The following is a 13,517-nucleotide window of genomic DNA, read 5'->3' on the forward strand; positions in this document are numbered from 1 at the left end:
CACCCCCCGGAGGGGGTACGACGGGCCCACTTTACAGTCCGACGTGCTTCTGGAAGCGAACGATGCTGGAGAACTCGGTGATGTCCAGGCTCGCGCCTCCCACCAGTGCTCCGTCAACGTTCGGTTCCTTCATGAAGCCGGCGATGTTGACGCCCTTGACGGAACCCCCGTAGAGGATCCGGGTCTTGTCGGCGACGTCCTGGCCGAGCACCTCGGCCAGAGTCAGCCGCAGCGCGGCCGCAACCTGTTCTGCCTGGTCGGGCGTTGCCGCCTGGCCGGAGCCGATGGCCCAGACCGGTTCGTACGCCACGACGATGTCTGCGGCGTTGTCGACTCCGGCAAGCGCAGCCTTGAGCTGTGCGACCGGAACGGCGCTGGGACCGTGCAGTTCCAGGTCTGCGGCGGTTTCGCCGACGCAGATGATGGGAACCAGGTTGTGCTTCAACGCGGCGGTCACCTTGGCGGCGACGACCTCGTCGGTCTCGTTGTGCAGGGTGCGTCGCTCAGAGTGGCCGATCAGCACGTACTGGCATTCAAGCGCGGCCAGGAAGGCCGCCGAGATCTCGCCGGTGTACGCACCGGACTCCTGAGTGGAGACGTCCTGTCCGCCGTAGGCCAGGGGCAGCTTGTCCGCTGCGACCAGCGTCTGCACGCTGCGCAGGTCGGTGAACGGCGGGAACACGGCGACCTCGGTGGAGGTGAAGTCGTGTCCGGCGTCCTTGAGGCTCCACGCCAGCTTCTGCACGAAGGCGATGGCCTGGAGGTGGTCCAGGTTCATCTTCCAGTTTCCTGCAATCAGGGGAACACGCGTGTTTACTGCCATCCGAGGACCTCCAGTCCTGGCAGTCGCTTACCCTCGAGGAACTCGAGGCTGGCGCCACCGCCGGTAGAAATATGACCGAACTGGTCATCGTTGAAACCGAGGATGCGCACGGCAGCGGCGGAGTCTCCTCCGCCGACAACGCTGAGCCCATTGACCTCGGTGAGTGCGGCGGCAACCGTGCGGGTGCCGTCCGCGAAGGGTGCCAGTTCGAAAACGCCCATCGGGCCGTTCCAGAACACGGTCTTCGACACCCGGATGATTGCAGCGAATGCGGCCGCGGTGTCGGGTCCGATGTCCAGGCCCAGTCCGGCAGCGCCGAACGGGGTGTCCTCGATCTGATCGGCCGGCGTGGTGACGTACTCGGCGTCTGCCCCGAACTTGGAGGCGACGACGACGTCGGTCGGCAGGACGATCTTCACACCGAGACGGTCGGCCTCGGCGAGGTATCCGCGAACGGTCTCGATCTGGTCGACCTCGAGCAGGCTGGCGCCGACCTTGTGGCCTTGGGCCGCGAGGAAGGTGAACAGCATGCCGCCGCCGATCAGGAGCGAGTTCACCCGCGGCAGCAGGTGGCCGATGACCCCGAGCTTGTCCGACACCTTCGAGCCGCCGAGGATCACCGTGTACGGCGCCTCGGGCTTCTCGGTGAGGCGGTCGAGTACGTCGAGCTCTGCTGCGATGAGCAGGCCGGCCGCGCTCGGCAGGATCTGGGCCAGGTCGAAGACGCTGGCCTGCTTGCGGTGGACGACGCCGAAGCCGTCGGAGACCAGGGCATCGCCGAGCGCCGAGAGCTCGGTGGCGAAGGCCACCCGCTCGGTTTCGACCTTGCTGGTTTCGCCCGCGTTGAAGCGCAGGTTCTCCAGTACGACGATGTCACCGTCTGTCAGAGCCGCGACCGCGGCCTGGGCAGATTCTCCGACGGTGTCGGTGGCGAACGCCACCGGGGAACCGATCAGTTCGGCCAGACGCGCCGCAACGGGCGCCAGGCTGTACTTGGGGTTGACCTGGCCGTCAGGGCGCCCGAGGTGAGAAACGATCACCAGACGGGCACCCTGCTCGACCAGAGCCTTGAGGGTGGGCAGGGACGCCCGCACGCGGCCATCGTCGGTGATCTGACCGTCCTTCAACGGAACGTTCAGATCACACCGAACGATGACGCGCTTGCCGTGGAGCGATCCCAGCGATTCGATAGTGCGAAGCGTCACTGCGTGTCCCTTAGTTAGATGCGCTCGGCGACGAACTCGGTGAGGTCAACCATGCGGTTGGAGTAGCCCCACTCGTTGTCGTACCAGGAGGACAGCTTGACCTGGTCGCCCAGGACGCGCAGCAGGCCGGCGTCGAAGATCGAGGAGTGCGGGTCGGTCACGATGTCGCTGGAGACGATCTCGTCCTCGGTGTACATCAGGATGCCCTTGAGGGGGCCCTCTGCTGCTGCCTTGTACGCGGCCTTGATGGCTTCGACGGTGACCGGCTTCTCGGCGATGACGGTCAGGTCGGTGATGGAACCGGTGGGCACGGGTACGCGCAGGGCGAAGCCGTCAAGCTTGCCGGCGAGCTCCGGGAGGACGATGCCCAGGGCCTTGGCGGCGCCGGTCGAGGTCGGGATGATGTTGACGGCGGCGGCGCGGGCGCGACGCAGGTCGCTGTGCGGGCCATCCTGCAGGTTCTGGTCTGCGGTGTACGCGTGGATGGTGGTCATCAGGCCACTCTTGATGCCGAAGTTGTCGTTGAAGACCTTGGCCAGCGGTGCGAGGCAGTTCGTGGTGCAGGACGCGTTGGAGATGATGTCGAACTTCGCGGAGTCGTAGGTCTCCTCGTTGACGCCCATGACGATCGTCGCAACGTCGCCGGTGGCGGGAGCGGAGACGATGACCTTCTTGGCACCGGCGGTGATGTGCTTGCGCGCATCGTCGGCCTTGGTGAAGCGACCGGTCGACTCGATCACGATGTCGACGCCCAGGGCGCCCCAGGGGAGGTTGGCCGGGTCGCGCTCGGCGAGAACCTTGATCGGCTTGCCGTTGACGAGGATGGAGTCGCCCTCGACGGAGACGGTGGCGTCCAGACGGCCCGTGATGGAGTCGTATTTGAGGAGGTGCGCCAGGGTCTTGGTGTCGGTGAGGTCGTTGACGGCGACAATTTCGATGTCGCTGCCCTGGGCCAGTGCGGCGCGCAGGTAGTTGCGGCCAATGCGGCCAAATCCGTTAATGCCAATCTTTACAGACAAAATAGCTCCTGTTATTGATGACGCGTGTGGCGCCGGGTGGTGGGAAGGAAAAGAACTGAAGGTGTGAGTGGGGAGACTCTAGGAGAGCAGCAGGAGTCCGCTGGTCTTCTCGCGAGCGGCGACGAATCGCGCCTGGACGTTCTCCCAGTCGACGATGTTCCAGAACGCCTTGACGTAGTCGGCGCGCACGTTCTGGTAGTCGAGGTAGTAGGCGTGCTCCCAGACATCGAGCATGAGGATCGGTACCGTGCCGGCCGCGAAGTTGGCCTGCTGGTCGAAGAACTGCTGGATGATCAGGCGCTGACCGACGGAGTCCCAGGCCAGCACTGACCAGCCGGAACCCTGCACGCCCATCGCGGTGGCCGCGAAGTGCGCCTGGAACTTATCAAAGGAACCGAAGAAGTCATCGATTGCGCTGGCGAGTTCACCGACCGGCTTGTCGCCACCGTTCGGGGACATGTTGGTCCAGAAGATCGAGTGGTTGACGTGGCCGCCGAGGTTGAACGCGAGGTCCTTCTCGAGCTTGTTGACGTACACGAGACTGCCTGAGTCGCGAGCCTCCGCCAGCTGGGCGAGGGCGGTGTTGGCGCCGGTCACGTAGGCCTGGTGGTGCTTGCTGTGGTGGAGTTCCATAATGGTGCCGCTGATACTCGGCGCGAGCGCAGAGTAGTCGTAAGCCAGTTCAGGCAGGGTGTATTCGGCCATAGCTCGTATCTCCTCATTGTGTGGCAGCGACGCGATTTCTCTCGTCATCTGCACTGTAAGTGACCTTTTTAGTCTACTCAGGTGAATAGGGGACGTTAGTCCCCTCTTACCGGTGTGCAGGCCGTCAGCAGAGGGGTGATCAGACGTCGTCGAGATCGGCCGGCAGGTTGGCGTCGGTGCCGGGGATGCCCAGGTCGACGGCCTTCTTGTCTGCCATCGCCAGGAGGCGCCGGATCCGGCCGGCCACCGCGTCCTTGGTCATGGGCGGGTCGGCGTGGTGGCCGAGTTCGTCGAGGCTGGAGTCCCGGAAGGACAGGCGCAGCTCCCCCGCATATCGCAGGTGTTCCGGGATGTCGTCGCCGAGGATCTCCATCGCCCTGTCGACCCGGGCGCACGCCGCGACCGCGGCCTGGGCGGAGCGGCGCAGGTTGGCGTCGTCGAAGTTCACCAGGCGGTTGGCCGTGGCACGCACCTCGCGGCGTTGGCGCAGCGCTTCCCAGTTGAGCACGGTTTCCGCGGCGCCCATCTGCACGAGCATCGCGCCGATGGCGTCACCGTCACGGATGACGACGCGGTGGACGCCGCGTACCTCGCGGGCCTTCGCGACGATGCCGAGGCGCCCGGCGGCACCCACGATGGCCATGGCGGCCTCGTTGCCCGGGCAGACGACTTCGAGGGCGGCGGAGCGACCGGGGTCGGTCAGCGAGCCGGCCGCGAGGAACGCACCACGCCAGACCGCGGCGATCTCTTCCTTCGAACCCGTCGTCAGACGGTTGGGCAGTCCACGGATGGGGCGGCGGCGGGCGTCGAGCAGTCCCGTCTGCCTGGCCAGTGTTTCGCCGCCGTCGAGCACCCGCACGAGGTAGTGGTTGGTGCGGCGGAGCCCGGACGCCGTGATCACAGACACGTCGCTGCGCACGCCGTACAGTTCGGCGAGGTCCTTCCGCACCCGGCGGGCCAACAGCGGGGTATCGAGTTCCGACTCGATGGCGATTCGACCGGAGATCATGTGCAGACCGCCGGAGAAACGCAGGATCGTCGCCAGTTCGGCCGCGCGAACCGTGGTCTTCGAAACCTCGACGCGGGATAGTTCATCTTTGACGTCGATGGTGAGTGCCAATCGTCATTTCCATTCTGTTGTTCGGGCCGGCCGTCACGTTGGACGGCAGACCGTGTCGTTATTCTCGTCCGAGGTCGCGGTGCTTGAGGCTTACCGCGACGCCGGGAAATTCTTGGAGCAGGCCGGCGAGTTCCCTCGCCATGGCCACCGAGCGGTGCTTGCCTCCGGTGCAGCCGATGGCGATGGTGGCGTGACGCTTGTTCTCGCGCTGGTAGCCGGCGAGCACCGGTCGGACGGCGGCCGCGTAGCTGGTGATGAACTCACGCGCACCGTCCTGGCCGAGCACGTATTCGCTGACCTCGGGGTCGAGGCCGGTGTGCGAGCGAAGTTCGGGGATCCAAAACGGATTCGGCAGGAACCGGGCGTCGGCGACCATGTCGACATCGGTGGGTAACCCGTACTTGAACCCGAAACTCATCACGGTGAGGTGCAGCCCGGCCGCGTTCTCCGCAGCGAAGCGCTCGGTGATCGTGGTGGCGAGCTGGTGGATGTTGAGATCCGACGTGTCGATGACGATGTCGCAGGATTCCCGCACGACGGCCAGCCGGGTGCGCTCGGCGGAGATGCCGTCCAGGATCGTCCCCTCACCCTGTAGAGGGTGGGGGCGCCGAACCGCTTCGAATCGGCGGACGAGCACATCGTCACGCGCTTCGAGGAAGATCACCCGGACCTGGGTGCCGCTGCGGAGCGCCTGGACGAGTTCCTGGAAATCGCCGAAGAAGTCCCGGCCACGGATGTCGACGACGGCCGCGATCTTGGGCAGGCTGGTGCCCGCCCGTCCGACGAGCTCGACCAGTGGGCGCAGCATTTGCGGCGGCAGGTTGTCGACCACGTACCAGCCGAGGTCCTCCAGCGCGTTGGCGACGGTCGATCGACCGGCGCCGGACATGCCGGTAACGATCAGCATTTCCTGCTTTTCGGTGTCCGTGCTCATGCTGGATTACGCCTTCGGTCGAAGTTAGTGAATGTCCAGCCTACCGACCGGGGGGCGTCTCTAGGCGCGCAGGTGCCGGTGAATGCCCTCGGCGAGGGCAGGTCCGATCCCCCGGATCTCGGCGATCGAGTCGACCGACGCCTCTCTGAGGCGGGCGACCGACCCGAAGTGCACCAACAGCACTTTGATGCGGGCGGGGCCCAAGCCGGGAATTTCGCCGAGGATGGTGTTGATGTCCCGCTTGCGTCTGGCGCGCTGATGAGTGATGGCGAAGCGGTGCGCTTCGTCGCGGATGCGTTGGATGAGGAACAAGGCGTCGCTGTTGCGCGGCAGGATCACCGGGTACTCGGAATCCGGCAGCCAGATTTCCTCCAGCCGTTTCGCGATGCCGCACAGGGTGATGCCCTGGACTCCGGACTCCCGCAGGGCGCGTGCCGCTGCCGCGACCTGCGGTTGCCCGCCGTCGACGATGAGCAGGTTCGGTTGGTAGCGGAATTTCGCTCGTTTCGCTGTTGGGTCCGCCTCGTCCGCGGCGGGCTCGTCCGCGCCGGAGGCCTCCGCGACGATCATGCCGTCAAGCGGGTTGGCCGGCACCGCGATGACGCCGCCCTTCGGTAGAGCCTCCGGGGTGGCGTCGTCGGGAACCAGGTAGGCCAGCCGCCGGGTGAGGACCCGATACAGGGAATCGGTGTCGTCGGTGGACTCCGGGACACCGAACCGGCGGTACTCGTCCTTCCGCGGCAGCCCGTCCTCGAAGACCACCATGGAGGCCACGATGTTGGTCCCGCCGAGATGCGACACGTCGTAGCACTCCATCCGGAGCGGGGCGGATTCCATGCCCAGTGCCTCCTGGAGGTCCTCGAGGGCCTTCGATCTGGCGACGAAGTCGGAGCTGCGCCGGGTCTTGTAGAGCATCAGCGCCTGCTTGGCGTTCTGGGTGGCCGTGACCAGCAGGGCGGCCTTCTCGCCGCGCTGGGCCGCGACGAGCCGCACCTTGCGGTGCGCGATCTCGCCGAGCCAGCCTTCGAGGGCGTCGGCGTCGTCCGGCAGCTCCGGCAGCACGATTTCCCGGGGCGGCACGGCGTCGCCGGTGTACGCGGTCTGCATGATCGAGTCGATCAGTTCACTGATGCTCAGGTCGAGTTCCTTGTCGACGACCCAGCCGCGCACACCGCGGATGCGCCCGCCGCGGACGATGAACAGCTGAACGGCCGCGGCGAGCTCGTCCTGTTCGATCGCGAACAGGTCGATGTCGACGTTGTCGCGCAGCACGACGGCGCTCTTCTCCAGCACGGCGTTGAGCGCCTTCACCTGGTCGCGCCGCCTGGCGGCGGTTTCGTAGTCCTGCGCCAGAGCGGCGTCCTTCATCTGGGCCGTGAGGCTGTTGATGAGCTTGCGATCCTGGCTGCCCATGAAACTGACGAATTCGTTGACGATCTTGCGATGTTCCTCGATGCCCACCTTGCCGGAGCAGGGCCCGAAGCAGCGACCGATCTGGCCGGCGAAGCAGGGCTTGCCCGACTGCATGGCACGCTTGTAGTTGGCGTTGTTGCAGGTGCGGATCGGGAAGGCCTTGAGCATCAGGTCGATGGTCTCGTGCACGGCCCACACCTTGGGGTACGGCCCGAAGTAGCGGGCGCCCTTGATGCCGGACGTGCGGGTCACGAGCGCCCGCGGTGCCTCGTCCGCCAGGGTCACCGCGAGGTACGGGTACGACTTGTCGTCCTTGAACTGCACGTTGAACGGCGGGTCGAATTCGTTGATCCAGGTCCACTCGAGCTGCAGCGCCTCGATCTCTGTGCCCACGGTCGTCCATTCGACGCTGGTCGCCGTCGTCACCATCCGCCGGGTGCGTTCGTGCAGGCTGCTCAGCGGCGCGAAGTAGTTACTCAGCCGGGCACGCAGGTTCTTGGCCTTGCCGACGTACAGCACCCGCCGGGAGGCGTCGCGAAACCGGTAGACACCGGGTTGGGTGGGGATCTCCCCGGGCTTGGGGCGATAGCTCAGAGCGTCAGACATGTTCTCCTGCGCCTACCGTGTGGCGAGGACCTCCTTCAGGAATGTTCCGGTGTGGCTCTTCTTCACTGTCGCGACGTGCTCAGGCGTTCCGGTGGCGAGCACCTTGCCCCCGCCGGAACCGCCCTCCGGACCCAGGTCGATGACCCAGTCGGCCGACTTGATCACGTCGAGGTTGTGCTCGATGACGATGACGGTGTTGCCCTTGTCGACGAGGCTGTTCAGCACCAGCAGGAGCTTCCGCACGTCCTCGAAGTGCAGGCCGGTGGTCGGCTCGTCGAGAACGTACACGCTGCGCCCGTTGGAACGGCGCTGCAGTTCGGTGGCCAGCTTGACCCGCTGCGCCTCACCTCCGGAGAGGGTCGTGGCGCTCTGCCCCAGGCGCACATACCCGAGCCCCACCTCGACGAGGGTTTTGAGGAACCGGTGGATCGCCGAGATCGGTTCGAAGAACTCGGCGGCCTCGCTGATCGGCATGTCGAGGACCTCGGCGATGTTCTTGCCCTTGTAGTGCACGGTGAGGGTGTCGCGGTTGTACCGCGCTCCCCCGCAGACCTCACAGGCCACGTACACGTCGGGCAGGAAGTTCATCTCGATCTTGATGGTGCCGTCGCCGGAGCATGCCTCACAGCGGCCGCCCTTGACGTTGAAGCTGAACCTGCCGGGCAGGTAGCCGCGGGCCTTGGCCTCCATGGTCTCGGCGAACAGGTTGCGGATTTTGTCGAACACGCCGGTGTAGGTGGCCGGGTTCGAGCGCGGGGTGCGTCCGATGGGGGCCTGGTCCACGTGGATCACCTTGTCGAGCTGGTCGAGGCCGGTGACCTTCGTGTGCCGGCCGGGCAGCTTCCGGGCGCCGTTGAGCCGGTTGGCGAGGACCCTGTACAGCACGTCGTTGACGAGGGATGATTTGCCGGACCCGCTGACGCCGGTGACGGCGGTGAAGACCCCCAGCGGGAACTTGACCGTGACTTTCCGCAGGTTGTTCGCCTCGGCACCCACCACGGTGATCTCACGGTCGGGGTCCAGCGGCCGACGTGTCGTCGGGGTGGCGATCGACTTCCGGCCGGAGAGGTAGTCCGCGGTGAGGGACTTCGTGTTGGTGAGCAGGTCAGCGTACGACCCCGAGTGCACGACGTGTCCGCCGTTGACGCCGGCGCCCGGTCCGATGTCGACCACCCAGTCAGCGGTCTTGATGGTGTCCTCGTCGTGTTCCACGACGATGAGGGTGTTGCCCAGGTCGCGGAGCGCGACCAGCGTCTCGATGAGGCGCCGGTTGTCGCGCTGGTGCAGCCCGATGCTGGGCTCGTCGAGGACGTAGAGCACCCCGGTCAGTCCCGAACCGATCTGGGTGGCCAGCCGGATGCGTTGGGCCTCGCCGCCGGACAGGGTCGCGGCCGCGCGGGCCAGGCTGAGGTAGTTCAGGCCCACCCGAAGCAGGAAGTCCAGTCGCACCTTGATCTCGCGCAGAACCTGGGCGGCAATGGTCTTCTCGCGTTCGGTGAGTTCGAGCTTGTCCATGAAGTCCCGGGCATCGGCGAGGCTGAGCCGGCAGATATCGGCGATGCTCATCTCGTGCACGAGAACGGCGAGTACCTCAGGCTTGAGCCGGGTGCCGTCGCAAACCGGGCAGTCCACCTCGCGCAGGTATTCCCCCCAGCGCTGGCGCTGGGTGTCGGTTTCGGCCTGCAGGAACTGGCGCTCGATGTAGGGCACAACACCTTCGAAACCGGAGGTGTAGCTCATCTCCCGGCCGTAACGGTTCTTCCACTTGACCTTGACCTCGAAGTTGTCGCCGCGCATGACAGCGGTGCGCACCTCGGCCGGGAGCTTCTTCCACGGAGTGTCGAGCGAGAACTTGAGGTCGCGGGCAAGCCCGTCCAGGAGCTTCTCGTAGTACTGGAAGAGTCCCTTGCCCTGGGTGGTCCAGGGCAGGACGACACCCTCAGCGATGCTCAGGTCCGGGTCGCCGAGAAGTAGGTCCTCGTCGACGGACATACGGGTTCCCAGGCCGGAGCATTCGGGGCAGGCACCGAACGGTGCGTTGAACGAGAAGGTGCGCGGTTCGATCTCGGTGAGTTGCACGGGGTGGTTGTTCGGGCAGGAGAGCTTTTCTGAATAGCTCTGCCAGGCCTCGTCGCCGGTGAGGTCGACGAAGTTGACCTGCACGAGGCCGTCGGTGAGCTTGAGCGCCGTCTCCAGGGAGTCGGTGAGCCGGCTGAGCAGGTCGGGCCCGGCCACGAGACGGTCGACGACCACGGAGATGTCGTGCTTGAGCTGCTTCTTCAGCGTGGGTGGTTCGTTCAACTGGATCTGAACGCCGTCGACCATTGCGCGGGAGTACCCGCCGGCGGCGAGCTCCTTGAACAGGTCGACGAACTCGCCCTTTTTCTGCGACACGATCGGGCTCAGGATCTGGTACCGCACGCCGGTTTCCATTTCCATGAGCTGGTCGGCGATCTGCTGCACGGTCTGCGACTGGATGATCTCCCCGCAGACGGCACAGTGCGGCACCCCGATACGTGCCCAGAGCAGGCGCATGTAGTCGTAGATCTCGGTGATGGTGCCCACGGTGGACCGCGGGTTGCGGTTGGTGGATTTCTGGTCGATGGACACGGCGGGGCTGAGCCCCTCGATGAAGTCGACGTCGGGCCTGTCGACCTGCCCGAGGAACTGGCGCGCATAGGCCGACAGGGATTCGACGTACCGCCGTTGGCCCTCCGCGAAAATCGTATCGAAGGCGAGCGATGATTTGCCCGACCCGGAGAGACCTGTGAACACCACGAGCGAATCGCGGGGGATGTCGAGGTTGACGTTGTGCAAGTTGTGCACGCGTGCACCACGGACGCTGAGTTGAGAGCCCTGCTCTACCTTGGAAATTGACACCATTCGAGTCTATGCAGTACCACCGACACCGCAGTGCCACCGACAGCGCAGTGCCGCCCGACCCGCTAGCTCAGGTGGCCGGCCTTCTCCATCTGACGCAGCTCCCGCTTGAGCTCGGACACTTCGTCGCGCAGCCTGCCGGCCAATTCGAACTTGAGTTCGCCGGCGGCCTCGAGCATCTGGGCGTTGAGGTCGGCGATGATCGATTCGAGGTCGTTGGCGCCGTTGGCCGCGAGGCCCTTGCGCACCGACGGTGTGGGGCTGCGGCGGCGGGCGTCACGGCCGGCCAGCAGCTCGGCGGTGTCAGCCTCCTCGCGGGAGAGCGCGTCGGTGATGTCGGCGATGCGCTTGCGGAGCGGGGTGGGATCGATGCCGTGCAGGGTGTTGTACTCCACCTGCTTCTCCCGGCGCCGGTCGGTCTCGTCGATGGCCCTGGCCATCGAGTCGGTCATCCTGTCGGCATACATATGCACCTCGCCGGAGACGTTGCGCGCGGCGCGACCGATGGTCTGGATCAGCGAGGTGGACGAGCGCAGGAACCCTTCCTTGTCGGCGTCGAGGATGGCCACCAGGGACACCTCGGGCAGGTCGAGGCCCTCCCGGAGCAGGTTGATGCCCACCAGCACGTCGTACAGGCCCTGGCGCAGCTCGGTGAGCAGCTCCACCCGGCGCAGGGTGTCGACGTCTGAGTGCAGGTACCGCACCCGAACGCCGGCCTCGGTGAGGAAGTCGGTGAGTTCCTCGGCCATCTTCTTGGTCAGGGTGGTCACCAGCACCCGCTCGTTGAGTTCGACGCGCAGACGGATCTGCTCGAGCAGGTCATCGATCTGACCGGCGGACGGCTTGACGATGATCTGCGGGTCGATCAGACCGGTCGGGCGGATGATCTGCTCGACGATGCCGTCGGCGATGCCCATCTCGTACTTGCCGGGGGTGGCGGAGAGGTACACGGTCTGGCCGACCCGGCCCTTGAACTCGTTCCACTTGAGCGGGCGGTTGTCCAGCGCGCTGGGCAACCGGAACCCGTGCTCGACCAGGGTGCGCTTGCGTGACGAGTCGCCCTCGAACATGGCGCCGATCTGCGGCACCGTCACATGGGACTCGTCGATGACCACAAGGAAGTCGTCGGGGAAGTAATCGAGCAGGCAGTGCCCGGGCTCCCCCGCGCTTCTCCCGTCGATGTGCCGGGAGTAGTTCTCGATGCCGGAGCAGAATCCGATCTGTTCCATCATCTCCAGGTCGAAGGTGGTCCGCATCCGCAGGCGTTGTGCTTCCAGCAGCTTGCCCTCGCGTTCCAACTGGCCCAGCCGTTCCTCCAGTTCTTCCTTGATCGTCACCATCGCCCGCTGCATGACGTCGGTGCTGGCCACGTAGTGGGAACCGGGGAACACCGACACGGCATCGAGCTTTCGCACGACATCGCCGGTGAGCGGATGCAGGCTGTAGAGCGCCTCGATTTCGTCACCGAACATCTCGATGCGGATGGCGAGTTCTTCGTACATCGGGATGATCTCGATGGTGTCGCCGCGCACCCTGAAGTGGCCGCGGGAGAAGTCGACGTCGTTGCGCTGGTACTGCATGGCCACGAACTTGCGGATCAGCCAGTCCCGGTCAACCTTTTGGCCGACCTGCAGCGCCACCATGGCTTCCAGGTAACCCTCGGGGGTGCCCAGGCCGTAGATGCAGGACACCGTGGAGACGACGATGACGTCGCGTCGGCTGAGTAGCGAGTTGGTGGTGGAGTGCCGGAGCCGTTCGACTTCCTCGTTGATCGAGGAGTCCTTCTCGATGAACGTGTCGGTCTGCGGCACGTACGCCTCCGGCTGGTAGTAGTCGTAGTACGACACGAAGTACTCGACGGCGTTGTTGGGCATCAGTTCGCGGAACTCGTTCACAAGCTGCGCGGCCAGGGTCTTGTTGTGGGCGAGGACCAGGGTGGGGCGTTGTACCTGCTCGATCAGCCAGGCTGTCGTCGCGGACTTGCCGGTTCCGGTGGCGCCGAGCAGCACGATGTCGGTTTCACCGGCGTTGATCCGGCCGGTGAGTTCGGCGATGGCGCCGGGCTGGTCGCCGCTGGGCGTGTACTCGCTCACGACCTCGAAGGGATGAACGGCGCGGGTGGGTTCCATGCTTCCAGTCTAAGGAGCGCCACCGACACTGGAGTCGGAGTGGGCGGGCCGGTGGTTTGCGCGAAGCTTCGAATCCCACAGCCGGTCGACCTGGGCCAGGGTCTCGTCGAGGGAGCCCATCGAGTCGATCACGACGTCGGCGACGGCGAGGCGGTCGGCGTCGCCGGCCTGGGCGCTGATCCGGCGGCGGGCGTCGTCTTCCGGCATGCCGCGCAGCTCGACCATGCGGCGCACCCGAGTCTCGGCTTCGGCGTGGACGACCACGATCAGGTCGAAGGGGTGGCCGACGGACGCCTCAACCAACAGGGGAACGTCGTAGACGACGACGGCCTCAGGGTCGGCGCGCTCGGCGGCGGCGATGGCCGCGCTGGAGAGCGCACGCACGGCGGGGTGGACCACGTTGTTGAGGACGCTGAGGGCGGTGGGGTTGCCGAATACTATCGAGCCCAGGCGGGCGCGGTTGAGGCTGCCGTCCTCGGCGATGACTTCGGGGCCGAAGATGTCGGCGATATGGGCCAGCGCATCGGTGCCCGGCGCCACGGCGGCCCGGGCGAGCTGATCGGCGTCGATCACCGCGGCTCCGTGCTCGGCGAATCGCTTCGCCACGGTGCTCTTGCCCGATGCGATCCCGCCGGTCAACCCAATCAAGTACACCGCCCCATGCTAACGGAGGGGCGCTGCTT

The 13,517-nt window shown here is 65.8% G+C and carries 10 protein-coding genes; all 10 read right to left on the reverse strand.

Going from position 1 to position 13,517, the window contains the following annotated elements:
• Nucleotides 1-31 precede the first annotated feature (31 nt).
• The 10 genes from tpiA to coaE all read right to left on the reverse strand — a co-directional run bounded on the left by tpiA (nt 32) and on the right by coaE (nt 13,488).
• Nucleotides 32-823 carry a triose-phosphate isomerase gene (gene tpiA, locus E3T22_RS10125; protein ID WP_088456246.1) on the reverse strand — a complete coding sequence of 264 codons (792 nt, stop codon included), beginning with the start codon at nt 821-823 and terminating at the stop codon, nt 32-34.
• Nucleotides 814-2,028 carry a phosphoglycerate kinase gene (pgk, locus tag E3T22_RS10130; protein WP_088456247.1) on the reverse strand — a complete coding sequence of 405 codons (1,215 nt, stop codon included), beginning with the start codon at nt 2,026-2,028 and terminating at the stop codon, nt 814-816. Before pgk ends, tpiA begins: the two co-directional genes overlap by 10 nt.
• A gap of 14 nt (nt 2,029-2,042) precedes the next feature.
• The gene (gap, locus tag E3T22_RS10135) at nt 2,043-3,047 is read right to left on the reverse strand and encodes a type I glyceraldehyde-3-phosphate dehydrogenase (protein WP_088456248.1); all 1,005 of its coding nucleotides are present in this window, start codon (nt 3,045-3,047) and stop codon (nt 2,043-2,045) included.
• Between the two features lie 78 nt (nt 3,048-3,125).
• On the reverse strand, nt 3,126-3,752 hold the full coding sequence (locus E3T22_RS10140; RefSeq protein WP_088456249.1) for a superoxide dismutase: 627 nt from the start codon (nt 3,750-3,752) through the stop codon (nt 3,126-3,128).
• Nucleotides 3,753-3,891: 139 nt separating this feature from the next.
• Nucleotides 3,892-4,872 carry a DNA-binding protein WhiA gene (gene whiA, locus E3T22_RS10145; RefSeq protein ID WP_088456250.1) on the reverse strand — a complete coding sequence of 327 codons (981 nt, stop codon included), beginning with the start codon at nt 4,870-4,872 and terminating at the stop codon, nt 3,892-3,894.
• A 58-nt stretch (nt 4,873-4,930) separates the two neighbouring features.
• Nucleotides 4,931-5,806 carry an RNase adapter RapZ gene (rapZ, locus tag E3T22_RS10150; RefSeq protein ID WP_088456251.1) on the reverse strand — a complete coding sequence of 292 codons (876 nt, stop codon included), beginning with the start codon at nt 5,804-5,806 and terminating at the stop codon, nt 4,931-4,933.
• Nucleotides 5,807-5,866: 60 nt separating this feature from the next.
• Nucleotides 5,867-7,825: an excinuclease ABC subunit UvrC gene (gene uvrC, locus E3T22_RS10155; protein WP_103459818.1), complete on the reverse strand. Its 1,959-nt coding sequence runs from the start codon at nt 7,823-7,825 to the stop codon at nt 5,867-5,869.
• A gap of 12 nt (nt 7,826-7,837) precedes the next feature.
• Nucleotides 7,838-10,705 carry an excinuclease ABC subunit UvrA gene (uvrA, locus tag E3T22_RS10160; RefSeq protein WP_241983659.1) on the reverse strand — a complete coding sequence of 956 codons (2,868 nt, stop codon included), beginning with the start codon at nt 10,703-10,705 and terminating at the stop codon, nt 7,838-7,840.
• Between the two features lie 65 nt (nt 10,706-10,770).
• Nucleotides 10,771-12,834, reverse strand: a complete 2,064-nt coding sequence (gene uvrB, locus E3T22_RS10165; RefSeq protein WP_088456254.1) for an excinuclease ABC subunit UvrB — start codon at nt 12,832-12,834, stop codon at nt 10,771-10,773.
• Nucleotides 12,835-12,843: 9 nt separating this feature from the next.
• Complete coding sequence (coaE, locus tag E3T22_RS10170; RefSeq protein ID WP_088456255.1) at nt 12,844-13,488, reverse strand: dephospho-CoA kinase; 645 nt, start codon at nt 13,486-13,488, stop codon at nt 12,844-12,846.
• Between the last annotated feature and the right edge of the window lie 29 nt (nt 13,489-13,517).

Source organism: Cryobacterium sp. TMB3-10 (assembly GCF_004402305.1).
Lineage (GTDB): Bacteria > Actinomycetota > Actinomycetes > Actinomycetales > Microbacteriaceae > Cryobacterium > Cryobacterium zongtaii.

What these genes read in the sequence shown, in the direction of transcription:
- E3T22_RS10140 (WP_088456249.1), bottom strand. Translation starts at nt 3,752, where the DNA reads ATGGCCGAATACACCCTGCCTGAACTGGCTTACGACTACTCTGCGCTC.
- uvrC (WP_103459818.1), bottom strand. Translation starts at nt 7,825, where the DNA reads ATGTCTGACGCTCTGAGCTATCGCCCCAAGCCCGGGGAGATCCCCACC.
- tpiA (WP_088456246.1), bottom strand. Translation starts at nt 823, where the DNA reads ATGGCAGTAAACACGCGTGTTCCCCTGATTGCAGGAAACTGGAAGATG.
- uvrB (WP_088456254.1), bottom strand. Translation starts at nt 12,834, where the DNA reads ATGGAACCCACCCGCGCCGTTCATCCCTTCGAGGTCGTGAGCGAGTAC.
- rapZ (WP_088456251.1), bottom strand. Translation starts at nt 5,806, where the DNA reads ATGAGCACGGACACCGAAAAGCAGGAAATGCTGATCGTTACCGGCATG.